The sequence below is a fragment of the Kribbella sp. NBC_00662 genome (assembly GCF_041430295.1).
GTDB lineage: Bacteria > Actinomycetota > Actinomycetes > Propionibacteriales > Kribbellaceae > Kribbella.
Genome location: NZ_CP109029.1, coordinates 2859571 through 2883508 on the forward strand (window position 1 = coordinate 2859571; position 23938 = coordinate 2883508).

Consider the following 23938-nt stretch of genomic DNA (forward strand, 5'->3'; position numbering starts at 1 on the left):
GCTGGACCGTGCGGCGGACCACGGCCGAGCGGGCCGTCAGGGCCCGCTGTCGGGAGATGTGACGACGGGAAACACCGCTTTGTTCACTCCAGCGAACGGGTCGCAGGACGGATCGAGCATAATTGCGCCATGGACCAGCCACCCCGGATCGGCCGGTACTCCCTGGTCCGCCGGGTGGGTGCCGGAGGTTTCGCGACCGTTTGGCTGGCCCGGGACGAGCAGTTGGACGCCGAGGTCGCGGTCAAGATCCTGTCCGAGAACTGGGTCGAGGACGAGGATGTCCGCCGTCGCTTCCTGGCCGAGGGCCGGTTCCTGCGCAAGGTCGATTCGCTGTACGTCGTCGGCGTGCACGACATCGGCGAGGCCGACGACGGCCGCCCGTTCATGGTCCTCACGTACGCCGACGGTGGCACGCTCGCCGAGCGGATCAAGGCGGGTCCGCTCGAGTTCGGCGAGGCGGTCCGGATCATCACGCAGGTCGGGCGCGGCCTGAAGCACCTGCACGCGCGCGGCGTACTGCACCGCGACGTGAAGCCGGCCAACGTTCTCTTCCGCACCGACTCCGCTGCCGGCGATCGCGCCATGCTGTCCGACCTCGGTCTGGGCAAGTCGCTGGCCGAGGTGTCGCGGATCACGATGCCCGGCGGCACTCCGGCGTACGTCGCTCCTGAGCAGGTCATGGGCGACCGCCTGGACCACCGTGCAGACCTGTATTCGTTGGGCGCGGTCGCGTACGCCGCCTTCACCGGACAGGCGCCGCATGGTGTCGCCAGCCTCGGTGCGGTCATGCAGATCGACGCACCGCCGCCGTCGATGACCACGCTGCGCGAGGACGTACCGGACGCGATCGACGTCGTCGTACGGCGTGCTCTCGAGCCGGACCGCGATCAGCGCTGGCCTGATCTCGACAGCTTCCTCAACGCGCTCCGAGAGGCGCACACCACGGGCAAGGTGCCGGCTGGGTTGGTTCCGGCCGCGGAGATGCCTGCACCGGCGCCCGCGGCGGCTCCGGTCGACCAGGCGACCGCACTGGCCAGCTCGAACGAGCCGACCCTCCCGGTGAAGCCCAAGCGCCGCCGGCGGGCCGCGGTGATCACTACGCTCGCTGCGCTGGTTCTCGCGGCAGGTGGTGGGTACGGCGGGTACGAGTACGTGCTGACCCGCCCGATCAAGGTGGAGGCCAAACCGCTGTCGGTGGAAGTCCCGCGCGCGTGGAAGCAGAAGGCGGTCGACTCCACCCCAGCGCTCGTGGTCAGCACCAGCACGTCGGCGTGGCAGAACGACCCGAAGGTAGAGGGCGTCTTCGTCGGCCTGGTGCCTGCGAGCAGCCTGCCGACAAGTGGCACCGCGCCGGCCGGATGCACTGCGGGCACGACGAACACCGGTCAGTCGACGGTTACCTTCAATTACACCTGCGACTCGAATCCTGCGGTGGTCGAGCGGTATCAGAAGGTGAACGACAGCACGCTGCTCCGGATCCAGGTGCGGGCCAACGACGAGAAGACCCGGACCAGCGTGCTCGACTCGGCGGCGTACCAGCAGCCTTAAGGCACCAAGGACGTCAGTGACGAGATGGATGCCTTGTGCATGCGGGGGATGACGTTCAGCGTGGCCGGGTCCGACGCGTACAGGTAGGAGCCCGACTCGTAGACCAGGTACGCCGTTCCGTTGTACTCCGTGATGCCCTCGGTCATGCTCGGCGCCCGGAAGCAGCTCAGTGCGGCCGCATCGAGGTCCTTCTGACCGCGCTTCACCACATAGATGTTGCTGCGGTTCCCACGGCCGTACGACGTGCTGTAGATGAAGTGGTTCGCCGTGACGGTCAGGCCCTGCGTCTTGGTCGGGATCTCCCACGCCCCGGACTGGGTGGTCAGCGTGCCGTCGTCGGCGATCTTGTACTCGTACATGGTCCCGCGGCCGGTGTCGTTGAACGTCCCGGCGAACAGCGAGTCGCCGTAGCTCCCGATGAACGACGATCCGGCGACGTCGCGCGCAGTACCGACCTGTGCGAGGTACGGCGTACCCGCTGCCTTCAGCGCATCCCGTAGCTCGGTCAGCCGGTACTTGCGGATGCTGCTGCCCTGGCCGGCGACGAACGCCCAGCCCTTGCTCACAGTGATCCCACCGACGTGCGACTCGGCGATCGCGACCACGCCGACCGTGGAGCCGGTGGACGGATCGATGCCGTAGATCTCGGAGTCGGCGCCCTCGCGGTACGCCGCGACGAGGAGCAGGTTCTTGCCGGAGCCGTCCCAGTTGTACCAAGTGCCCGCGCCTTGTGGGGTGTACGTGCTGAGGTTCGGGATGCTCGCGCTGTTGCTGAACCGCGCGTCGTACTTCTTCGACGCGGACGGCCCGTCGTAGAACGTCGAACCGCCGGTGGTGGCGGTGTCGCAGCTGATCGCGGCGTGCGCCGGCAGGGCTGCGGTGAGGGTGGCGGCGGTGGTGAGGAGGGCGGTCGAGATGGCGAGAATGCGCATGGTGACCTCCGGAGGTTGGGCGGAAACCTACGAGATTTTCAGAGTAGATCGCCAATGAGTAACAAGCGAGGGCTCACCGGGCGTCGGATCGGCGAACGGAGGCCGTACGGTTGTCGCATGACCGATCTGTCCGCGGCGATCGACCGCGTTCTGCCCAGCGTCCGTGCCGACCTCGAGGACCTCATCCGGATCCCGTCGGTCAGTTACGAACCGGCCCGTGCGGCCGACGTCCAGCGGTCCGCCGAGGCGACTGCCGCGTTGTTCGAGGCCGAAGGCTTCACGGTGAAGATCGTCCGCGCCGGTGACGGCGCCCCGGCGGTGATCGCGAAGAAGCCGGCCCCGGCCGGGAAGCCGACCGTACTGCTGTATGCGCACCACGACGTCCAGCCGACCGGACCGGTCGAGCAGTGGACCTCGGACCCGTTCGAGCCGACCGAACGCGACGACCGGCTGTACGGGCGGGGCGCCGCCGACGACAAGGCCGGGATCGCCGCGCACCTCGCCGCCGTACGGGCCTTCGGCAACGATCTGCCGGTGGGCGTGACGGTGTTCGTCGAGGGCGAGGAGGAGATCGGCTCGCCGACCCTGCTGCAGTTGCTCGACGAGTACTCCGACGACCTCGCCGCCGACGCGATCGTGATCGCGGACTCCGGCAACTGGGACGTCGGCACGCCGGCCCTGACCGTCTCGCTGCGCGGCCTGGTCGAGGCGTACGTCGAGGTGCGGACGCTCGATCACGCCGTACATTCAGGTCTTTTCGGCGGCCCGGTCCCGGACGCGTTGTCGGCGCTGTGCCGGCTGCTCGCCACGCTGCACGACGACAAGGGCGACGTCGCGGTCGACGGGCTGCACGCGTCGCGCGCGGCGGACGTGGTGTACCCGGAGGACCGGCTGCGGGCCGAGTCGTCGGTGCTCGACTCGGTCCGGCTGACCGGCTCGGGGTCGCTGGTGGATCGGCTCTGGACCCGGCCGGCCGTTGCCGTGGTCGGCATCGACGCGCCGTCCGTCGCGGAGGCCAGCAACACGCTGGTGCCGGTCGCGCGGGCCAAGGTGAGCCTGCGGGTCGCGCCCGGTGACGACGCGATCAAGGCCAGTGCGGCACTGCGTGAACACTTGGAGAACCACGCGCCCTGGGGTGCGCAGGTGACCGTGACCGAGGGCCAGAACGGCCAGCCGTGCAGCGTGAACGCGCGCGGCGCGGGGTACGAAGCGGCCCGGGAAGCGTTCAAGACCGCCTGGGGTGTCGACCCGATCGACATGGGCATGGGCGGCTCGATCCCGTTCATCGCCGAGTTCCAGCAGGCGTTCCCGGAGGCAACGATCCTGGTCACCGGCGTCGAGGATCCGGACACCCGCGCCCACGGAATCGACGAGGGCCTGCACCTCGCCGAGTTCGCCAAGGTGTGCCTCGCGGAAGCTTTGTTGCTTCAGAACCTGGCGAACCAGGCGTGATCGGGCTTTCCGGCGACCCAGTGTTTGGCATAGGTTTCGGCGAGTGAAGATCGCAGTCGTACGGGAGACGAGACCGGCGGAGCGCCGGGTCGCGCTGGTGCCGGAACAAGTCGCGAAACTGATCGAGCTCGGCTACCAGGTCGCGGTCGAGCCGGCCGCCGGTGAGCGGGCGCTGTTCTCCGACGACCAGTATCGTGACGCCGGCGCCGAAGTGGCCTGGGGTGCCGACCACGCGGCCACGATCGTGGCGTCGGTCCAGCCCTTGGAACGCGAGCGTCTGCAGCGGTTGCACGCCGGTACGGCGCTGATGTCGTTCCTGCCGACCAACCCGCCGGATGTGGTCCGTACCGCCACGCGGGCGAAGCTGACCGCGTTCGCGATGGAGCTGATCCCGCGGATCTCCCGGGCCCAGTCGATGGACGCCCTGTCCTCGCAGGCCCTCGTCGCCGGATACCGGGCGGCGATCGTTGCCGCCGAACGGCTCCCGCGCTTCTTCCCGTTGAACATGACCGCGGCCGGCACAGTCCCGCCGGCACAGGTCGTCGTACTCGGAGCTGGTGTCGCCGGACTGCAGGCGATCGCCACCGCCAAGCGCCTCGGCGCGGTGGTGAAGGCGTACGACGTCCGTACCGCGGCCGCCGAGGAGATCGCCTCGATGGGCGCCGTACCGATCGAGCTCGAGCTGGGCACGCTCGACGGGCCCGGCGGCTACGCCCGCGAGATGACCCCGGAACGCGCGCAGCTCCAGCGAGAACTGCTCACGCCGTACGTCGCTGCCGCGGATGCGCTGATCACCACGGCCGCCGTGCCTGGTCGTACTGCGCCGATGCTGGTGACGCGCTCGATGGTCGAGCAGATGAAGCCGGGATCGGTCGTGGTCGATCTGGCGTCCGAGCAGGGCGGCAACGTCGAGGGATCGGTCGCCGGGACCGAGCTGACGATCGGCGAGGCGCTCGTCTGGGGCGGCGCGAACGTGCCGTCGCAGATGGCCGGGCCGGCGTCGCGGCTGTACGGGCAGAACATCGCGAACCTGATCCGCTTGATGACCCGGAACGCCGCCTTCGACCCCGACTTCGACGACGAGATCGTCCGCGGCTGCTGCGTCACCCACGACGGCAGCGTGCTCCACGAGCCAACTCGAGAGCTCCTGAAAGGCCAGGCTTGATGACCGAGTCCATTGCGCTGCTGACGATCTTCGTCCTTGCGGCGTTCGTCGGGGTCGAGGTGATCAGCAAGGTCTCCTCGACGTTGCACACCCCGTTGATGTCCGGGGCGAACGCGATCCACGGCGTCATCCTGGTCGGCGCCATCATCGTCACCGGTGCGGCCGATTCGGCCATCGTGGTGATCGTCGGGCTGCTGGCCGTCGTACTCGCGACCGTGAACATGGTCGGCGGGTTCGTGGTCACGGACCGGATGCTGGAGATGTTCAAAGGTCCGGGGGCTCGTAAGAAGGAGCTGCACAAGTGATCCCCACCTGGGCCCAGATCGGCTATCTGGTCTCCGCGGTCTGCTTCATCGTCGCGCTGAAAGCACTCTCGTCGCCGCGCAGTGCCCGGACCGGCAACCTGATCGGCGCGGCGGGCGCGGTGCTCGCGGTGATCATCACGTTCGCGGCGTACAAGCCGGACCACCTCGCGCCGATCCTGATCGCGCTGATCATCGGCACCATCGGCGGTGTGGTCGGTTCGCGCCGGGTGCAGATGACCCAGATGCCGCAGCTCGTTGCCTTGTTCAACGGTGTCGGCGGCGGTGCGGCCGCGCTGGTCGCGCTGCTCGAGCTCGACGAGGTCTCGTCCGACGCGACGGTGGCGGCGATCGCGTCGGCGTTCACGATCCTCGTCGGGGCGGTGAGCTTCTCCGGATCGGTGGTGACGTTCACCAAGCTGCAGGAGCTGATGACGACCCGGCCGGTGACGTTCCCCGGTCTGCCGGTGCTGTTCATCGCGTCGATCCTGGGCGGGGTGGCGCTGGCCGTGTGGCTGGTGTCGGACCCGCGCGTGTGGGTCGGCGTACTGCTCTGCCTGGTGGGTCTCGCGATCGGTGTGATGCTGGTGCTGCCGGTGGGCGGTGCCGACGTACCGATCGTCATCTCGTTGCTGAACGCATTCACCGGTCTGACGGTGGCCGCGGGCGGGTACGTGCTGGGCAACACGCTGCTGCTGATCGCGGGCACGCTGGTCGGCGCCGCGGGTACGTTGCTGACCAAGCTGATGGCGGACGCGATGGGGCGGTCCGTGTTCAACATCCTCTTCGGCGCGATCCGGGGCGGATCGACGCTGGGCGCCGGAACGGTGTCCGAGCGGCCGGTGATCTCGGGCGGGCCGGAGGACGTGGCGATCCTGCTCGGGTACGCGAACAAGGTCATCATCGTGCCCGGGTACGGTCTCGCCGTCGCGCAGGCGCAGCACACCTTGCGTGATCTGGTCGAGGAGCTGCAGTCGCGTGGTGTGAAGGTCGACTACGCGATCCACCCGGTGGCCGGCCGCATGCCCGGGCACATGAACGTGCTGCTCGCGGAGGCCCAGGTCCCGTACGAGCAGCTCCGCGAGATGGACGACATCAACGGCGACTTCAAGACGACCGACGTCGTACTGGTCGTCGGCGCGAACGACGTGGTCAACCCCGCCGCCCGTAACACCCCGTCGGCGCCCATCTACGGCATGCCGATCCTGAACGCCGACGAGGCCCAACGCGTCATCTTCCTCAAACGTTCGATGCGCCCCGGTTTCGCCGGCATCGAGAACGAACTCCTCTACGACCCGCGCACCACGCTGTTGTTCGGCGACGCCCGGGACTCGCTGACGAAGCTCCTGGCCGCATTGAAGACGGTCTGAGGAGCATATGCGAAAAGGCGCGTACTAAACCACAGGCGCGCCTTTCCCCGCAACCATCTGGCACCTTCCTGCCTGGAATTCCTCCAGCCGGTCCAGGCCGGTAAGTAGCTCGCGTCCCCCTGGCCGCTCGCGGTCAAAGACCTACCCCGGCCACCCCACCTCGTTGCCCGCCGCTCCACCCCTCTGTTTCACTTTTCCCACCCGAGAGGTCGAGCCCGGCACCCCGCCATTTCCCTCTCCCCTTCCGCCCGCAGAGGAGACAACTTTGCCCTGCCTACCCTCACCTCCCCGAGCCTGGGACTGGGGCTAATCCACCCACCCCCGCTGAGCCGCCCGAACCCCCAACTCAAACCGCCCCGAAGCTCCCACCTGCTCACTGAGTTTCGCGGCGATCCGACGGACGGTCCGCATAGATACCCCAAGCTTCCGAGCGACCTGCTCGTCGGTCGCGCCGTGCACCAGGAGCCTGAGGAATTCGGCCTCCTGCGCGCTGATGCCGCCCTCTCTTGCCCACCGCTGCTCCTTGAGCGGGTCGACGGCGCGGTCCCACAGGCTGAGGTGCAGCTCCATGGCAAGCCGCACGACGGCGGGGCTGTGATGCACGACGGCGCCGACCGTATGGTCGTCGGGGTCTATCCCCATCACGGCCGACTCGTCGTCGAAGATGACCAATCTGAACGGAACTGACGGTGCGATTCGAACCGTTCCGCCCAGGCTGGTAAGAAGATGTACGAACTCGGGTGCTCCTGGCCTTTTCCAGAAAGCCTCTGAGTAGATGTACCGTATCTCGATACCGCGCTCCAAATGGGGTCGGTCGGGTAAGACGTGGGGATCCATGTTTACGACCCGGTCGACCTGATTTATCCCCCAGATTGATTTCTTCGGCCGGAAACGTTGCATTCGCTGGTTGGCGAGTTCGCGGCCTTCGAGGATTTCGACGTCGCGCGTTGTTCTTTGCACCAGGAAATTCGCCAGGTCGGCCGTGAATCTGTCGGCGGCGAGTTGGTCCGACCGCAGTTCGTCGCTCAGCGCCTCGATTTCCTGCTGCCGGCGCGCGGCGAGACGCCCGAAGGTGAGCGACGGATCCAGCGGGTACTCCACGCCCTCGATCCAGCTCGGTACGAGGAAGCCGAGCTCTCGCAGCGCTTGCAGGTTGTGGGCCGTCTCGTCCTCAGTCTGGTCGAGCTCTGCGGCGAGCTCACTCAGTCGCGTGTCGCGCCCGAGTTCCGGCTTCTGCAGCAGGGTCCGGTAGACCGCAAGCAACTCCGCCGTAAGCCCAGAAGAGTCGAACAACGCCGTCAGACCCAACCGCGCTTAGCGGCTGCCACCCCGAGTTCGAAGCGGCTGGCGGCGTCGAGGCGTTCGGAGAGGTTGGCGGTGATGCGGCGAGCGGTGCGGAGGGAGATGCCGAGCAGTCGCGCAACCTGCTCGTCCTTGGCCCCGCCGGCGAGAAGGCGCAGTACCTCGGCCTCGTGTGGAGTGAGTGGGGCGTCGTCGCGCTCGTCGGGGTCGAACATTTCGGTCGCCCGTGACCAGTAGGCGTCGAACAGGGCCATCGCGACCGACACTACTGCGGGGGTGCGGTGGATGACTGCGCCTGCTGTGGGGCTCGCCGGATCCATCGGCATGATCGCGAGTTCCTGGTCGAAGATCAGCAGGCGCATCGGGAGGGTCGGTGTTGCCCGGACCTCACCGCCGAGGCGATGGATGGTCGCGGCGTACTCAAGAGCCTGCCTCGAAGCGGACATGCTCTGCAGGTAAACGGTCCGGAGCTTCAGCCCGCGCTCAAGCAGCGAGAAGTCCGGCGACTTCTCGGTCGGATGCACAGTGTCGTCAAGGTGAGACGGCACGAGGCACCAGAACGTGTCTCGCGCCTTGAGTGCGAGCTCCTCGATGCGTCGCGAGGCGTTGGCCCGACCTTTGAGGACCTCGACGTCGCCGCTGCTGCGCGCCGTCAACAGCTCGTTGTACTGCTCTGCGACCACGTCGGCGGAGGCCTCGGCCTCCTTCAGCTCGCCCAGCAGACGGGTGAGCTCGGTCCGCCGGCGCTCGGCCAGGCTTGTCAGGCCGACCCGTGGATGAACTGCGTGTTCTGCCTCGGGGTTTGTCCATGTCGGGACCAGCAGTTCGAGCTTGCGAAGCTTCTCCAGTAGTTCGTGTACATCAGGTACAGAACGATTTACTAGCGCGGCAATCTGCTCGGGCGTACTGTCTGGGTGGCTGAGAAGGGCGTGATAGACCGCAAAAGTGGCTTCGTCCACCCCCAGCGGCTCGAGCACGATCCCTCTCCTCCAGAACTTGTCGGAACCGACCATATACAGACAGCGTCGACAAAGAGCACCCAAACGTGGTTCCGAAGCTATTCGAAGGGACAGGTTGTGATCAAGAAGTTGCTGATTGTGGCCGCGGCGGCCGTCGCTCTGTTACTCGCGTCGCCAGTCGCGGCATCCGCTTCGTCGGGGCAGGAGCCCGCCTGCGGCGCCGTGAACGCCTGCTGGTAGTCGGTCCGGTCATAGGGTGCTTCGGCGTCCCGTAGACTGTGGGTGTGGCTCGTGGCGATGGTCGGCTTACTCATGAACTCGACCCGCAGGATCTGGGTCCGCAGGATGCTTGTGGGGTGTTCGGGGTTTGGGCGCCTGGCGAAGAGGTTGCCAAGCTCACCTACTTCGGCCTCTATGCCCTGCAGCACCGGGGGCAGGAGTCGGCGGGGATTGCGGTCAGTAACGGGTCGCAGATTCTGGTCTACAAGGACATGGGGCTGGTCAGCCAGGCCTTCGACGAGGCGACCTTGGCGTCGCTCCGGGGGCATATCGCGATCGGCCACTGCCGCTACTCGACCACCGGTTCGAGTGTGTGGGCCAACGCGCAGCCGACGTTCCGGTCCACGGCGACCGGGTCGATTGCGCTCGGCCACAACGGCAACCTGACCAACACCAGTGAGCTCGCCGCCAGCCTGAACGGCGAAGGTGACCTGGATCTCGGTCTCGACGCCGACGTCGACCACGCGAAGGCGAACGCCAAGCACGGCGCGTCCTCCGACACCGACATCCTCACCTCGATGCTGGCCGGCTACCCGGACCTCACCATCGAAGAGGCCGCCGCCAAGATCCTCCCGAAGGTCAAGGGCGCGTACAGCCTGATCTTCATGGACGAGAACACGCTGTACGCCGCCCGCGACCCGCAGGGCATCCGTCCGCTGGTCCTCGGCCGGCTCGAGCGCGGCTGGGTGGTCGCCAGCGAGACCGCGGCCCTGGACATCGTCGGCGCCTCCTTCATCCGTGAGGTCGAGCCGGGTGAGATCGTCGCGATCGACGCCGACGGTCTCCGCTCGACCAAGTTCGCCGAGCCGGACCCGAAGGGCTGTCTCTTCGAGTTCGTGTACCTGGCCCGTCCGGACACCCAGATCTCCGGCCAGCGGATCTACTCGACCCGCGTCGAGATCGGCCGCAAGCTCGCCCAGGAGCACCCCGCCGACGCCGACCTGGTGATCGCGACCCCCGAGTCCGGCACACCTGGCGCGATCGGGTACGCCGAGGAGTCCGGCATCCCCTACGGTTCCGGCCTGGTCAAGAACGCGTACGTCGGCCGCACGTTCATCCAGCCCAGCCAGACGATCCGCCAGCTCGGCATCCGCCTCAAGCTGAACCCGCTGCGCGAGGTGATCGAGGGCAAGCGGCTCGTCGTGGTCGACGACACGATCGTCCGCGGCAACACCCAGCGTGCCGTCATCCGGATGCTGCGCGAGGCCGGCGCGAAGGAGATCCACGTCCGGATCACCGCGCCGCCGGTGAAGTGGCCGTGCTTCTACGGCATCGACTTCGCCAGCCGTGCGGAGCTGATCGCCAACGGGCTGAACACCGAGGAGATCTGCCGTTCGCTCGGCGCCGACTCGCTCGGGTACATCAGCCTGGACAACCTGGTCGAGGCGACGACGGTCCCGAAGGAGCGGCTCTGCCGGGCCTGCTTCGACGGCGTCTACCCGGTCGCACTTCCGGAGCCCGAGCAGCTCGGCAAGCACCTCCTCGAGGAGCCGGCGCGGACCGACGTGGACGGGCTGGCGACGATCTCCGGCGGTGGCGGCGCGGCCGACGCGCTCAGCCGGCCGTAGCCCGTCCGGACCGGTCGGCGAGATGCGTCAGCCGGTCCGTCAGACTGGGCGGGTGACGCCGGAAGTACGCCGTACCAGCTGGACAGCTGTCGTATCGAGGAGAGAAACGTGAGCGAAGGGGCGAGCTACGCCGCCGCGGGTGTCGACATCGAGGCCGGTGACCGGGCCGTCGAGCTGATGAAGGAGTGGGTGGCGAAGGCGACCCGCCCCGAGGTGGTCGGTGGGCTCGGCGGGTTCGCCGGCCTGTTCGACGCGACCGCCCTGACGTCGTACCGCCGGCCGCTGCTGGCGACCTCGACGGACGGGATCGGGACCAAGGTCGCGATCGCGCAGAAGCTGGACAAGCACGACACGATCGGGTTCGACCTGGTCGGGATGGTCGTCGACGACCTGGTCGTGTGCGGCGCGGAGCCGCTGTTCATGACCGACTACATCTGCACCGGCAAGGTGGTCCCGGAGACGATCGCGCAGATCGTGAAGGGCATCGCGGAGGCGTGCGTCGAGGCCGGTACGGCGCTCGTCGGCGGCGAGACGGCCGAGCACCCGGGCCTGCTCGAGGCGGATGAGTACGACGTGGCCGGCGCGGCGACCGGTGTGGTCGAGGCGGACGAGGTGCTCGGCGCGGAGCGGGTCCGCGCGGGGGACGTCGTACTGGCGATGGCGTCGTCGGGGCTGCACTCGAACGGGTACAGCCTGGTGCGGCACGTGTTCTTCGACCGGGCGAAGTGGAGCCTGGACCGCGAGGTGCCGGAGCTCGGTACGACGCTGGGCGAGGTGCTGCTGACGCCGACGCGTGTGTACGCCAAGCGCTGCCTCGAGCTGATCCAGGAACTGAACCACGGCGACGAGCGCCCGCTGCACGCGATGTCGCACATCACCGGCGGCGGCTTCGCGGCGAACCTGGCGCGGGTCGTCCCGGACGAGCTGTCGGTCCGGATCGACCGGTCGACCTGGACGCCGGCGCCGATCTTCGGGCTCGTCGGGCTGCTGGGTGATGTCGCGCTGCCCGAGCTGGAGAAGACGCTGAACATGGGTGCCGGCATGGTCGCAGTACTCGACCCGTCGGCCGCCGACGCGGCGATCCAGGCGCTGGCCGCCCGCGACATCCCCGCCTGGGTGTGCGGTGAGGTCACCGCGACGCCTGGTGGCACCGTCGCACTGGAAGGCGCGTACGCCAAGTAAGCCGACCGGCTGTGCATCCCAGCACCACCTGGGAGCGGCTCTGGAACGAGCTGTCCGACGCCTCGGGCAGCTACGACCGGTGATCCGCCACAGGTGGTGCTGGTGTGATGGAACTCGTCGGGCGCACGGTGAACTGCTCAGGCACCCCGAAGGGCGCTGAGCAGCTCAGCCGGGCTGATGTTGCTTACCGACGGGGGTGGTAGTCGTCGGCGTCGTAGTCGTCGCCGTCGTTCTCGCCGTTTGCAGAACGGTCGCCACCCTGGTCACCGGACAGCTCACGCTTGAGCTGGTCCAAGTCGGTGTCCCAGGTGCGGTACTTCAGGTCGCGTGCGACCTTCGTCTGCTTGGCCTTTGCACGGCCGCGCCCCATAGCGTCGACCCCCTCGCACAAGTCAACCGGGTACGCTGCGTGGCGCCCACGGATCAGTCGTCAGTAATCGTGGTTCAAGGATACCCGGAGCGCGGGATCGACACACGCACCGCCCCCGCCCAGAGGTCCGATCACAGCATCGACGGGGTCGGCCGATCCCCTCGAACCGGCCCACCCCACCGCGTCCGACCCCGTTACTTCACTTCGCGACGTGAGCTAGCCCACAGTCCGACGATGGTCGGCAGGACGATCCAGACCCCGACCGCGGTCAGCGTCTCGGGCACCATCCCGTGCAGATCCCGCTCCGCGATCCGGCCGAGTGCGCCGAACACGTCCAGGTAGTTCGCGTTGTCCTTGAACAGCGCCGGCCCGGCCAGCGACCAGGCGGTCGGCGCGATGAAGTACGCCAGGATCGCGACCGCGGTCTGCGGGATCACCGCACCGAACGCGGCACCCATGACGACATTCAGCGCCACAGTCAGGTAGGCGCCGGCGAGCTGCCCGCCCAGTCCGGCGTACGACGCAGCGTGGTCGGTGACCCCACCAGCCAGTGCGGTGCCGGCCAGCGCCAGCACGACCACTCCGGTCATCACGACCGCGCTCAGCACGACGGCGGAGACGAATTTGGCCAGCTGAACCCGGACCCGGCGCGGCGACAGTGTGAACGTGGTCAGCGCGGTCCGCTGCGTCCACTCCGACGTCATCGCCATCACGCCGATCACCGGCAGCAACAGCATCACGCCGGTGGATGCGGCGCCGAGGAAGCCGTCGAAGCCGGCCGCGCCCTGCGGCAGGTGGGTGATCTGCCAGGTCAGCGCGGCCAGCGCGATCAGCAGGATCGCGGCGATCAGTACCCGGCCGCTGCGGGTGTTGACGGATTTGCGTAGCTCGATTGCAACTAGTTTCAGAAACGACTGGCCGCGGGCGGGCGGCAGCGAGGTGGCTACCTCGGCCCGGTGCTTGGCCGGTGCGGTGGTCGGGACGTCTTCGGTCACTGTGGTCATGGCGATGAGCTCCTGAGGAGAAGTAGGTGTGATCAGGCGGCCACGGCGGCGGGCGCTGCGGTCAGCTGGAAGAACAGGTCCTCCAGGCCGGCGCCGTCGCTCTGGCGGAGTTCGATCAGGATCTGACCGGCAGCGGCTGCGGCGCGCCCGACCTGCTCGGCGGTGGCGTCGACGCGCAGCGAACCGTCGGCGAGCGGCTCGAGGTTCAGGCCGGCCACGGTCAGGGCCTCGTTCAGGCCGATCGGGTCGAGGCCGCGGACCAGCGTGCCGGTCCCGGCGAGCAGCTCGTCCAGCGAGCCGTTGGCAACGATCCGGCCGCCGCCGATGACGACCAGGCGGTCGACGGTCGCCTGCACCTCACCGAGCAGGTGGCTGGACAGGATCACGGTGCCGCCGCGGGCGGCGAAGTCCTGCAGCAGCCCGCGCATCCAACGAATGCCTTCCGGGTCCATCCCGTTCGCGGGCTCGTCGAGGATCAGTACGGCGGGGTCGCCGAGCAGCGCGGCCGCGATACCGAGCCGCTGCCGCATGCCGAGCGAGTACTGGCCGACGCGGCGCTTCGCGGCGTGGCTGAGTCCGACCGCCTCGAGCATCTCGTCGGCGCGGGCCTTCGGGACGCCGAGCAGGCTGGCGTTCAGCAGCAGGGTCTCGCGGCCGGTCCGGCCCGGGTGCTGCGCGGCGGCGTCCAGCATCACTCCGACGACCCGGCCCGGGTTCGGCAGGTCGACGTACCGCTTGCCGGTGATGGTGGCGGTGCCGGAGGACGGCGGCGTCAGGCCGGTGAGCATCCGCAGCGTGGTCGACTTGCCGGCGCCGTTCGGGCCGAGGAAGCCGGTGATGCTGCCGGGCTGAACGGTGAACGACACGTCCTGGACAGCCGTGGTGCTGCCGTAGCGCTTGGTCAGGTTCTCGACGGTGATCATGACATCGAGTCAACCGTCACCGACCCCTCCCGCACATCGGACGAGCGGCTGCGGCCACCCCCTACGAAAGTTGTCGCCGACGGCCCGGAACCCACCCGGAAGGGGGACGTGATCGCGTCGACCGTCGAACTACAGTGACGGAATGCGACGGTTGCGCCGGTGGTACGCCTGGTGGGTCAGGCATGCCCCGCGGGTCCGCGACTTCCTGTACGTCGCCTTCAGCCTGCTCACGATCGTCGCCCAGGCCGCGTCCGGTGGCGGCGGTTGGAGCCCGAAGGACTGGTACGTCCTCGGCGCCGGGATCGTCGCCTCGGTCGCGCTGCTCTGGCGCCGTAGGTTCCCCGTCACGGTCACCGCGGTCACCGTCGTGGCGATGCTGACCGGGGGCATCTTCGTCCCGATGGGGCTGGCCTTGCTCACCCTGTCGATCCGTCGCCGCGACCTCGCGCTGGCGATCCTCGGTCTCGCGTCGTACGCCGCCTATGTACTGAATACCTGGGGCGGCAAGGGATCGATCTGGGTGCCGATCTTCACCGGGCCCTTCCTGGTCGGGACGTGGATCGCGATCGGCGCGTACGTCGGCGCCCGCCGCGATCTGATGGCATCCCTGCGGGACCGGGCCGAGCGGGCCGAGGCCGAGCGTGAGCTGCGTAGCGAGCAGGCCCGGCTGGGTGAGCGGGCCCGGATCGCCCAGGAGATGCACGACGTCCTCGCCCACAAGGTCTCACTGATCGCCCTGCACGCCGGCGGCCTCGAGGTGAACCCGGCCGTCGGCGCGGACAAGGTCGAAGACTCGGCCAAGCTCATCCGCGAGACCGCACGGCAGGCAATGGAGGACCTCCGCGAGGTCCTCGGCGTACTGCGGACCGACGTCAGCGTGGCCGGTGCGGACCTGGCACCGGTGCCGCAGGCGGCCGACCTCGAGCGCCTGATCGAGGCCTCCCGCAACGCGGGGGTGACCGTCGGGTACGACGTTGCGCTGCCGGACGACGTACCGGATTCGGTCGGACGGACCGTCTATCGGCTGGTGCAGGAGTCGCTGACCAATGTGCACAAGCACGCCCGCGGCGCGGCGACCGAAGTACGCGTGCATGGCGCTCGGGGTGAGGGCGTGACGGTGAGGGTGACGAACGTGCGACCGGTCGCTGCTGGTTCACTGCTGCCTGGCGCCGGTGCGGGGCTGGTCGGGCTGCGCGAACGTGTGCAGCTGGTCGGCGGGCGGCTGACCACCGGGCCGACGATCGAAGGCGGTTGGCGGGTCGAGGCCTGGCTGCCGTGGGACGACCGCAAACAAGATGCCGAGCCTGTGTTCGCAGACGAAGGGGAACTATGACGCGGCTGCTGATCGTGGACGACGAGGCGCTGGTGCGAGCCGGGCTGAAGATGATCCTCGAGTCCGACGACGAGCTCGAAGTGGTCGCCGAGGCCGAGGACGGCGCGGACGCCGCGGCGATGGTCAAGGAGCACCGGCCGGACGTCGTACTGATGGACATCCGGATGCCCCGGCTGGACGGGCTGGCGGCGACCCGGGAGGTGCAGGCGCTGCCGGATCCGCCGAAGATCGTCGTACTGACGACCTTCGATCTGGACGACTACGTGTTCCGTGCCCTGCAGGCGGGGGCGAGCGGATTCCTGCTCAAGGACACGCCGCCGCGCGAGCTGGTACAGGCGATCAAGGTGGTCGCGGCCGGTGACGCGATGCTGTCGCCGGCGGTGACCCGGCGGCTGATCGGGCATTTCGCCGGCGACCCGCGGACGGACCGACGGCGGGTGGCGCGCGAGCGGATCAGCAAGCTCACCGAACGCGAGCGCGAGGTGCTGGTCGAGGTCGGCCGCGGCCTGCAGAACTCCGACATCGGCAAGAAACTCTTCATGAGCGAGGCCACGGTCAAGGCGCATGTCTCACGTGCGCTGGTGAAACTGGATGCCACGAACCGCGTGCAGGTGGCGATCCTGGCCTACGAGGCCGGTCTTCTGGACGGATAGGAAACCGGCCCGGCCGTCGGAGGGGTGGGGGGAGCGACGGCTCGAGCCGGTTTCATGGCCAGCGTGCCTGGGGGGGTAGGACGCTGACGACCAGCGGCACCCGATGGGGGGAAGGGCGCCGCCGGTCAGGACTCAGACGCGGCCGAAGGCCACGCTGCTGGTCCAGATCTTCGCCTTGGCGACCGGACGACCCGGCTTCGAGGCGTGCCACAGCATGTTCCCGCCGGCGTAGATGCCGACGTGGTACACACCGCCGCCACCGTTGCGGAAGAACACGAGGTCACCGGGCTTGGCGGCCTTGCGGCTGATGTGCTTGGTCGCGCTGTACTGCTGGCGCGACGTCCGCGGCAGCTTGTGGCCGGCCTTCTTGTACACGAAGCCGGTGTAGCCGGAGCAGTCGAAGCCGCGGGTGGTCGTGCCGCCGTAGCGGTACGGCGTGCCCTTGAGCTTGGCCGCCTCCCGGAGCACCCTGGCCCGGAACGTGCTGGTGCCGCTCGACGAACTGGCGCCGTACTTGCCGTAGAGCACCTTGTGCTTGGCGGCCCAGGTCAGCCGGCCCCAGGTGTTCTTGTCCATGTAACCGGTGGCCTTCAGGCCCCAGGACGCCTGGAACTTCTTCAGCACCCGAACGGTGCTGGTGCCGAAGTAGCCGTCCGGCCCGAGGTGCAGGGCGCGCTGGACGTACTTGACGGTCGGGCCGGAGTCGCGGAACCGGAGCAACGGCCGGCTCGGGATGCTCATGTGGCCGCGCTGCTGAGCAGCGGTCATGGTGGCCGCGGAGGCGGTCGCCGGGGTGGTGCTGATGCTGAGGGCGGCTCCACCGCCGACAGCGAGGCCGACCGAGAGGACGGCGGCTGCGGCGCGGGGCGCCGCGGGCTTGCTGGTGTTCCTACGGTGCTTCGCCAGGGTCCGGCCGGTAGGCCGGTCGGTACTGGAAAGCTGGCTGACGGCGCGCGAAAGCGACGTCCGTCGGGCAGTGACGGGCATGGTTGTCTCCCGACGCCTGTGAAGTTAGCTGTCGGGTTCGGGCTGGGATTCATAGCCCGGTCCGCTCCCGCGGACTTCACCCCAGGGTTTCGACCACTCACGGTCGAAAGACCCAACTTCCTGGGTCCCCCACCCCTGCCATGGTTTTCGAGGGGAGCACATGGGCCCTGGCAGGGCTCGGCGTTGACCCACGTGCGGTTCGTGTTGTTTACCGAACCGCCGACGACTGTATAACAGAACGATCACGACGCAAACCCTCAGATCCACAAAGACCCTCCCGAATGCCTCTGAGGGGGCATCTGACGGATCAGCAAGCCTGGGTGAACACCAGGTGTCCTGAGCGCGTCTGAGCGTGGCTCAGGCGGCAAATGAGGGCTTCAGTGTGACCTCGGTCACAATTGATGGTGGCTATCTGTGACAACGGGCACAGAGGGTGGTCAGGGCACCCTAAAATCCTTGCGAATTCAGCTATTTTCCGAGCAGCTCGCGGAACCGCTCCAGGCCCACGTTCCCGCCCGACAGCACCACTCCGACGCGCTCCGGCACCCCGTGGATCCGTCCGGCCAGCAACGCGGCCAGCGCGCTCGCCCCGCTCGGCTCCAGCACGATCTTCAGCCGCTCGAACGCGAACGCCATCGCGGCCACGATCTCTTCGTCACTGACCAGCTCGAACGACTCGACCAGCCGCCGGTTCACCGCGAACGTCAGCTCGCCGGGCGTCGAGATCGCCTGCCCGTCCGCGATCGTCCGCGGTACGGCGATCTCCACCCGCTCGCCCGCGGCCAGCGAGCGGGCGTGGTCGTCGCCCGCGGCCGGCTCGACCCCGATCACCCGGATCCCGGGGCTCATCAGCGTCGCCGCGGTCGCGCAGCCGGCCATCAACCCGCCGCCGCCGACCGGGACCAGCAGCGCTCCGAGGTGCCCGACCTCCTCGAGCAACTCGAGTGCGACCGTCCCCTGCCCGGCCATCACGTCGTAGTTGTCGTACGGCGGGATCAGCGTGCGGCCGCGCTCGGTCGCCAGCTCCTGCGCCAGGGCGGCCCGGTCCTGCGTGTAGCGGTCGTACGTGACCACCTCGGCGCCGTACCCGCGGGTGGCGGCGACCTTCGTCGGGGGCGCGTCCTCCGGCATCAGGATCACCGCGCTCGTGCCCGCGAGCCGCGCCGCGAGCGCGACCGCCTGCGCGTGGTTGCCGGACGAGTACGCCGCGACGCCCGCCGCGAGCTGCTCCGGGGTGAGCCGGCTGATCGCGTTGTACGCACCGCGGAACTTGAACGCACCGATCCGCTGGAAGTTCTCGGCCTTGAGGAACACCTCCGCCCCGACGCGCTCGTCGAGGGTTCGGGAGGTGAGGACCGGCGTACGGTGGGCGACACCCTTCAGGCGCTCTGCGGCGGCCCGGACATCTGTGAGACTCAGCACGATCCGAACTTATCCGCGGGCGATGTCAAAGTGCGCCGGCCCGCTCCGTACTGATGGACGAGAGGCACCCACTCCGGGGGCCGCGGGTGAAGGAGAAGCCGTGAAGTACCTACTGGTTCTGAACATCAACCCCGACGTGATCGCCGCGCTTCCCGAGGCGGAGCAGGAGGCGATCGGTTCCGGGCACCAGAAGTTCATGGACACGATCAAGGCGTCGGGCGAGTTCCACAGCACGGTCGCGCTGCAGCAGCCGGCGCAGTCCGCGGTAGTCACGGTCCGGGGTGGGCTGCCGGCGGTGACCGACGGGCCGTTCGTGGAGTCGAAGGAGTTCCTCGGCGGCTACTACCTGGTGGACGTGGCGTCCCGGGAGCGGGCGTTGGAGCTGGCCGCGATGATCCCGGACGCGGCGATCGAGGGCCTCGGTGTCGAGGTTCGCGGGGTCGAGTTCGCGGACGGACTCTGAGACGAGCCAAGGGGGTTTCTCCGCCGGATCGGTGGAGAAACCCCCTTGTTTTGTTGACGTTTCAGTCGGTCTGGTCGTCGATGTTCGCCTCGCCGGCGTTCCGCTTGATCGAGTCGATCCCGTTCAGCGCGGAGGCCTTGGTCTTGTAGCTCTCGCTGCTGGTCGCGATCACCTCGCCGTTGCCGGCCTTCAGACGAAACCGGAACTCGCCGGACTTGTCCTTGTACAGCTCGAACTTCCCCGCCATCGATGTACCTCCATAGAGAGTGGTATCGCTCCGCTTCGGAGCGTAGTCCTCTCGGCCCGGTGGTGGGGTGCGTACACGCCCTACTCGCGGATGCCGCGGATGCCCGCGACGACGAGGTCGAGGCCGATCTCGTAGTACCGGTCTCGCGACTCCGGGCAGATCAGTGCGCCGGCGGCGGACGTGATCAGCGGGTAGCGGTCCGGGGACAGCGCACCCAGGGAGGCCCGCTTCCGTCGCAGAGAGGCCTCGCGGGCCTCGGGGTCGCTCACCTCGCGGGCGATCGGGTCGGTGGTCACCAGTGAGATCAGTGAGCAGATTGCCTGCCGGCCGACCTCGGCCGCGTCGTCGACGGTGAAACCGCCCTCGACGAGCAGCTCCAGCGCGCGCTCGGCCAGGGCCAGCCCGGGCTCGGTGATCAGGATCCTGGGCAGCGTCAGGTCCGCCAGCCGCGGGTGCCCGCGGAGTGCGGTCACGAACGCGGTCAGCAGCGTGTGGAGCTGCTTGTCCCACCGATCGTCGTTCGGCTCCGGGGGTACGACGTCGGCCAGGATGCGGTCGCCGATCGCGGCCAGCAGGTCGTCCTTGTCCTTGAAATGCCGGTACAGCGCCATCGGCGTGACGTCGTGCTGCGCGGCCAGTTTCCGGAACGAGACCGCAGCCGGTCCTTCGTCGTCGGCGATGGCCAGCGCGCTGTCGACGACCTTCTCCGGATCGAGGCGGCGGGAGGTCTCCTTGGTGATCACGTTGACAAGTCTACACCGTAGACCTAGTGTCTACTCCGTAAGCTTACGGCGTATACATACAGCGTAGACTCTCAACGAGTGAGGTACGGCAATGCGACGCAGTCCTTGGGCCACCCTGGCGGTGCTGGCTCTAGCGCAGTTCATCGTGGTGCTCGACGTGACGATCGTGAACGTCGCGTTGCCCCACATCCAGGCGGACCTGCATTTCTCCGCCGATTCCCTGCAGTGGGTCATCAACGCGTACACACTGCTCTTCGGCGGCTTCCTCCTGCTCGGCGGGCGGATGGCCGACCTGCTCGGTCCGCGCCGGGTGTTCACCGCGGGCCTCGTGCTGTTCGGCGCGACCAGCCTCGTCGCCGGCCTCTCCAACTCGCCGGAGTTCCTCATCGGCGCCCGTGCGATCCAGGGCCTCGGCGGAGCGCTGTTGTCTCCCGCTGCGTTGGCCATCCTGACCATGACGTTCGCCCACGGACGTGAGCGCAACATCGCGATGGGCGTCTGGGGCGGTCTCGCCGGTCTCGGCGGCACGCTCGGCGTGGTCGCGGGCGGCGTACTCGTGGATTCGCTCAGCTGGCAGTGGGTCTTCTTCGTGAACGTGCCGATCGTGATCGCACTGATCGCGCTCATCCCGGTCTTCGTCCCGGACATGCGGCACTCGACGGGTCGCCGTACGTTCGACACCCTCGGGGCGGTGCTCGGCACGGCTGGACTGATGTCGGTCGTGTACGGCGTGGTGCGGTCGGAGCCGTCCGGGTGGGGATCGTTCGAGGTTGTCGGCGTACTGACTGCTGGTGTTCTGCTGCTGGTGGCATTCGTCGTGGTGGAGTCGCGGTCGGCTGCTCCGCTGGTGCCGCTGCGGCTGTTCCGGTCGCGGGCGCTGAGTGTGTCGGGTGCGACCTTGGCTCTGAACGGTGCCGGGTTCCTGTCCATGTTCTTCCTGACTGCTATCTACCTGCAGCAGGTGCGTGGCGACAGTGCACTCGAGGCCGGCATCCACTTCCTGCCGATGGGCGGCGCGGCGATCGTCGGTGCGGTGCTGGCGTCGCAGCTGGTGCAGCGCCTCGGTACCCGGACCGTCCAGCTGGCCGGTGCTGTCCTCAGCGTCGTCGGACTGCTCCTCCTGTCCCAGGCCGACGCCACCGGTAGCTACAGCTCGCAGCTCCTGCCCGGTCTGATCATCTTCGGCTTCGGCATCATCGGCGTCGGCGTACCAGGCCAGATCAACGCAGTCTCCGAGGTCCGCCCGGCCGAAGCCGGCGCAGCCTCCGGCGTCGTCAACGCGATGTACCAGGTGGGCGGCGCGCTCGGGCTGGCGATCGTCACCACCCTCTCCATCACCCACACCACCAACGAACTGACCCATGGCGCGACTCAACTCCAGGCCCTGCAGTCCGGCTACGAACGAGGCCTCCTCGCCGCAGCCGCCTTCGCCGTAGCCAACGTCCTTCTCACCCTGGCCTCCCCGCAGCTCCAGCCCACCGCGGAGCAGCTCACCGAGGCCACCGCTGCCGCATAAGTTGCCCGCAGCAACGTCCGGCCGGTCTACTGTGTTGCCGTGCAACCCGTTGACTGGCCGGACTGCCGTAATACCGGAGATCTCGGCGGAGGCCGGCTCCCATCGGGGCGGCTGATCCGCAGCGACAACCTCGAGCAGCTCAACCACACGGGCCTCGCCGCCGTACAGGCTGCCGGCGTCAGCCGGTTCGTCGATCTGCGCAGCGCCTGGGAGTGCGAGACGTGGCCATCGCCGTACGCCGTTGACGAGCGGTGGCAGAACGTTCCTTTGTGGGACCCTGGCGATCCGGATGTGTCGGACCTTGGGCTTTTCGAGCAGTACCGGGTCCTCGTCGACGACTATGCCGAGCGCGTCGCCTCGGCGGTTGTGGCGATTGCGGAGGCGCCTGACGGCTGCGTGGTCGTGAGTTGCCATGCGGGCAAGGACCGGACCGGTGTCGTCGTCGCGTTGACACTCGAGGTGCTCGGCGTACCGGATGAATTGATTGCTGCTGACTACCAAGTCGGCGGGGCCTCGCCGGAGACCATTCTTCGGCTGCTCGAGCACGTCCGGGTGCGGTACGGCGGAGCGGCGGCGTACCTGCTGAATTCGGGGGCAACCACTGAGCAATTGGATCGATTGATCGGTCGGCTGACGGGGTGAATCCCCGGGCGATCCCCGATGTTTGTCATGTTCCGTGCGGGAAGGGTTGGTGGCTCGGACGGAACATGAGGAGATCGGGATGCTGGTTCAGGGAATGGTTGCGTTGGTGACGGCTGCGGTGACGGCGGTGGTTCCGGCTTCTAGAGGTGCTGATTTGCAGAAGGGGCTCGACGGGGTGGCGGCGGTCGGGGCGCTGGCCGAAGTGCGGAACGGGGGGCAGGTCTGGCTTGGGAGCAGTGGGGTTGCGGAGTTGGGGACGTCGCGGAAGGTGCCGGTGGACGGGCGGTTCCGGGCCGGGAGTATCACGAAGACGTTCGTGGCGACCGTCGTACTGCAATTGGTTGCTGAGGGCAAGATGCGGCTGGACGACTCGGTCGAGCGTTGGCTGCCTGGGGTCGTGCCGAACGGCGAGAACATCACGGTGCGCCAATTGCTCAACCACACCAGCGGTTTGTACGACTACAAGAACACGTTGCCGATGCCACCGAGCGAAGACTTCTACGCTCTTCGGTACCGGACCTGGACGGCGAGCGAGCAGATCGAGCGGGCGCTGGCGAATCCGCCGGTGTTCGACAAGCCGGGTTCGCAGTTCGACTATTCCAACACCAACTACCTGCTCGTCGGCGAGATCATCAAGAAGGTGACCGGCCGGACGTACTCCGAGGAGATCGAGCGCCGGATCATCCGCCCGCTCGGCCTGCACGGTACGACGATGCCCGGTACGTCGACGCGGATCCCCGGGCCGCATCCGCACGGATACGTCCCCAAGGACGGCGCGCAACTCGACTGGACCGAGATGAACCCGACGCTGTTCGGCGCCGGCGGCGACATCATCTCGACCACCCACGACCTGAACCGCTTCTTCGCGGCCCTCCTCTGCGGGCAGCTACTCCCGCCGCGGCTGCTGCACGCGATGAAGCAACCCGGAACCGAGGGCGGCACGTACGGGCTCGGCCTGTCCTGGCACGAGACCGCCTGCCACATCCGTGTCTACGGCAACGACGGCGACGCGCTCGCGTACCAGGCCTACTCGTTCTCCACCGCCGACACCCGCCGGCAGGCAACCGTCGCCGTCACGCCGCACCTTCCGACCAACCCGGACGCCACCGTCAACACCTTCCTCGACAAGGCGTTCTGCTCGTGACACGTTGACCTCATGACTCGCTTCACCGATGAGCAGATGCTTGCAGCGATGAGCACGACCCGCGAATACACGGTCGTGCTCCTCGAGGAAGGACCGCAGCACGGCGCCGACGGTGCCGACGCGATCATCTGGGAGCACGGCCGGCGCAATTTCGAGCTCCGCGCGGACGGCTTGCTGAACATCGTCTGCCCGATCCGGGACGACTCCCCGCTCTGCGGCGTGGGCATCTTCCCGGGTACGGCGGACGACGTACGGCGGATCATGGACGACGACCCGGGGGTCCGGGCAGGGGTGTTCACCTACCGGATCCACCCCTCCCGGAGCTTCCCGGGAGATGCCCTGCAAATGTGAGATTGTCCGGCAATCGGTTTGGCCCTCCGGCGAAACGGCGACACTGGGATGGATGCGTTGCTGCCGTCGACCGAGGGGGTC

24 protein-coding genes and 1 riboswitch are annotated in these 23938 nt (G+C 68.2%); of the genes, 14 read left to right on the forward strand and 10 right to left on the reverse strand.

Going from position 1 to position 23938, the window contains the following annotated elements:
• Nucleotides 1-129: 129 nt before the first annotated feature.
• The gene (locus tag OHA10_RS14455; RefSeq protein ID WP_371406709.1) at nt 130-1548 is read left to right on the forward strand and encodes a serine/threonine-protein kinase; all 1419 of its coding nucleotides are present in this window, start codon (nt 130-132) and stop codon (nt 1546-1548) included.
• Here the strand turns inward: OHA10_RS14455 and OHA10_RS14460 are convergent.
• Nucleotides 1545-2480: a hypothetical protein gene (locus OHA10_RS14460; RefSeq protein WP_371406710.1), complete on the reverse strand. Its 936-nt coding sequence runs from the start codon at nt 2478-2480 to the stop codon at nt 1545-1547. The two genes, OHA10_RS14455 and OHA10_RS14460, sit on opposite strands and share 4 nt — an antisense overlap.
• 117 nt (nt 2481-2597) lie before the next feature.
• Here OHA10_RS14460 and OHA10_RS14465 point away from each other — a divergent pair, with 117 nt between their 5' ends.
• Genes OHA10_RS14465 through OHA10_RS14480 form a run of 4 tightly spaced genes read left to right on the forward strand, consistent with a single transcriptional unit; the run spans nt 2598 to nt 6769 of the window.
• Entirely contained in the window at nt 2598-3932 is a 1335-nt protein-coding gene (locus OHA10_RS14465) for a dipeptidase (RefSeq protein ID WP_371406711.1), read from the forward strand.
• A 43-nt stretch (nt 3933-3975) separates the two neighbouring features.
• Nucleotides 3976-5097 carry an NAD(P) transhydrogenase subunit alpha gene (locus OHA10_RS14470; protein WP_371406712.1) on the forward strand — a complete coding sequence of 374 codons (1122 nt, stop codon included), beginning with the start codon at nt 3976-3978 and terminating at the stop codon, nt 5095-5097.
• On the forward strand, nt 5097-5402 hold the full coding sequence (locus tag OHA10_RS14475) for an NAD(P) transhydrogenase subunit alpha (protein WP_131293106.1): 306 nt from the start codon (nt 5097-5099) through the stop codon (nt 5400-5402). The genes OHA10_RS14470 and OHA10_RS14475 overlap by 1 nt, the downstream gene beginning before the upstream one ends.
• A complete protein-coding gene (locus OHA10_RS14480; protein WP_371406713.1) occupies nt 5399-6769 on the forward strand; it encodes an NAD(P)(+) transhydrogenase (Re/Si-specific) subunit beta in 1371 nt (456 codons plus the stop codon). Before OHA10_RS14475 ends, OHA10_RS14480 begins: the two co-directional genes overlap by 4 nt.
• A 306-nt stretch (nt 6770-7075) precedes the next feature.
• On the opposite strand, the gene OHA10_RS14485 is transcribed toward OHA10_RS14480, so the two are convergent.
• Both OHA10_RS14485 and OHA10_RS14490 read right to left on the reverse strand, forming a co-directional pair.
• On the reverse strand, nt 7076-8077 hold the full coding sequence (locus tag OHA10_RS14485; protein WP_371406714.1) for a LuxR C-terminal-related transcriptional regulator: 1002 nt from the start codon (nt 8075-8077) through the stop codon (nt 7076-7078).
• Nucleotides 8068-9048: a LuxR C-terminal-related transcriptional regulator gene (locus tag OHA10_RS14490; protein WP_371406715.1), complete on the reverse strand. Its 981-nt coding sequence runs from the start codon at nt 9046-9048 to the stop codon at nt 8068-8070. The genes OHA10_RS14485 and OHA10_RS14490 overlap by 10 nt, the downstream gene beginning before the upstream one ends.
• A 266-nt stretch (nt 9049-9314) precedes the next feature.
• On the opposite strand from OHA10_RS14490, the gene purF reads away from it, so the two are divergent.
• Entirely contained in the window at nt 9315-10877 is a 1563-nt protein-coding gene (gene purF / locus OHA10_RS14495; protein WP_137252240.1) for an amidophosphoribosyltransferase, read from the forward strand.
• A 108-nt stretch (nt 10878-10985) separates the two neighbouring features.
• The gene (gene purM / locus OHA10_RS14500) at nt 10986-12059 is read left to right on the forward strand and encodes a phosphoribosylformylglycinamidine cyclo-ligase (RefSeq protein ID WP_371406716.1); all 1074 of its coding nucleotides are present in this window, start codon (nt 10986-10988) and stop codon (nt 12057-12059) included.
• 184 nt (nt 12060-12243) lie between these two features.
• Here purM and OHA10_RS14505 read toward each other — a convergent pair whose 3' ends face one another.
• The 3 genes from OHA10_RS14505 to OHA10_RS14515 form a co-directional block, all read right to left on the reverse strand.
• Entirely contained in the window at nt 12244-12429 is a 186-nt protein-coding gene (locus OHA10_RS14505) for a DUF3073 domain-containing protein (protein WP_137252242.1), read from the reverse strand.
• A gap of 194 nt (nt 12430-12623) precedes the next feature.
• Entirely contained in the window at nt 12624-13433 is an 810-nt protein-coding gene (locus OHA10_RS14510) for an ABC transporter permease (RefSeq protein ID WP_371406717.1), read from the reverse strand.
• 32 nt (nt 13434-13465) lie between these two features.
• Nucleotides 13466-14356, reverse strand: coding sequence for an ABC transporter ATP-binding protein (locus OHA10_RS14515; RefSeq protein WP_371406718.1), 891 nt, complete (start codon nt 14354-14356; stop codon nt 13466-13468).
• A gap of 142 nt (nt 14357-14498) precedes the next feature.
• Here OHA10_RS14515 and OHA10_RS14520 point away from each other — a divergent pair, with 142 nt between their 5' ends.
• Nucleotides 14499-15689, forward strand: a complete 1191-nt coding sequence (locus tag OHA10_RS14520) for a sensor histidine kinase (RefSeq protein ID WP_371406719.1) — start codon at nt 14499-14501, stop codon at nt 15687-15689.
• Nucleotides 15686-16342, forward strand: a complete 657-nt coding sequence (locus tag OHA10_RS14525) for a response regulator (protein WP_371406720.1) — start codon at nt 15686-15688, stop codon at nt 16340-16342. Before OHA10_RS14520 ends, OHA10_RS14525 begins: the two co-directional genes overlap by 4 nt.
• Nucleotides 16343-16474: 132 nt before the next feature.
• On the opposite strand, the gene OHA10_RS14530 is transcribed toward OHA10_RS14525, so the two are convergent.
• Nucleotides 16475-17329 (reverse strand): C40 family peptidase, encoded by an 855-nt coding sequence (locus OHA10_RS14530; protein WP_371406721.1) that lies wholly within the window; start codon nt 17327-17329, stop codon nt 16475-16477.
• Nucleotides 17329-17522: riboswitch (cyclic di-AMP (ydaO/yuaA leader) on the reverse strand. Its footprint overlaps the gene before it by 1 nt.
• A gap of 275 nt (nt 17523-17797) precedes the next feature.
• Nucleotides 17798-18751, reverse strand: coding sequence for a pyridoxal-phosphate dependent enzyme (locus OHA10_RS14535; RefSeq protein WP_371406722.1), 954 nt, complete (start codon nt 18749-18751; stop codon nt 17798-17800).
• Nucleotides 18752-18851: 100 nt separating this feature from the next.
• Here OHA10_RS14535 and OHA10_RS14540 point away from each other — a divergent pair, with 100 nt between their 5' ends.
• Nucleotides 18852-19214: a YciI family protein gene (locus tag OHA10_RS14540; RefSeq protein WP_363880918.1), complete on the forward strand. Its 363-nt coding sequence runs from the start codon at nt 18852-18854 to the stop codon at nt 19212-19214.
• Nucleotides 19215-19275: 61 nt separating this feature from the next.
• Here the strand turns inward: OHA10_RS14540 and OHA10_RS14545 are convergent, their stop codons facing one another.
• Nucleotides 19276-19461 carry a YegP family protein gene (locus tag OHA10_RS14545; protein WP_137252251.1) on the reverse strand — a complete coding sequence of 62 codons (186 nt, stop codon included), beginning with the start codon at nt 19459-19461 and terminating at the stop codon, nt 19276-19278.
• Nucleotides 19462-19541: 80 nt separating this feature from the next.
• Nucleotides 19542-20204 (reverse strand): TetR/AcrR family transcriptional regulator, encoded by a 663-nt coding sequence (locus tag OHA10_RS14550; RefSeq protein ID WP_371406723.1) that lies wholly within the window; start codon nt 20202-20204, stop codon nt 19542-19544.
• Nucleotides 20205-20295: 91 nt separating this feature from the next.
• On the opposite strand from OHA10_RS14550, the gene OHA10_RS14555 reads away from it, so the two are divergent.
• From OHA10_RS14555 to OHA10_RS14570, 4 genes are all read left to right on the forward strand, one after another.
• Nucleotides 20296-21720 (forward strand): MFS transporter, encoded by a 1425-nt coding sequence (locus OHA10_RS14555; RefSeq protein ID WP_371406724.1) that lies wholly within the window; start codon nt 20296-20298, stop codon nt 21718-21720.
• Nucleotides 21721-21759: 39 nt separating this feature from the next.
• Nucleotides 21760-22362 (forward strand): tyrosine-protein phosphatase, encoded by a 603-nt coding sequence (locus OHA10_RS14560; protein WP_371406725.1) that lies wholly within the window; start codon nt 21760-21762, stop codon nt 22360-22362.
• Nucleotides 22363-22441: 79 nt separating this feature from the next.
• Complete coding sequence (locus tag OHA10_RS14565) at nt 22442-23506, forward strand: serine hydrolase domain-containing protein (protein WP_371406726.1); 1065 nt, start codon at nt 22442-22444, stop codon at nt 23504-23506.
• Nucleotides 23507-23518: 12 nt separating this feature from the next.
• Nucleotides 23519-23857: a hypothetical protein gene (locus OHA10_RS14570; RefSeq protein WP_371406727.1), complete on the forward strand. Its 339-nt coding sequence runs from the start codon at nt 23519-23521 to the stop codon at nt 23855-23857.
• The last annotated feature ends 81 nt before the right edge of the window (nt 23858-23938 follow it).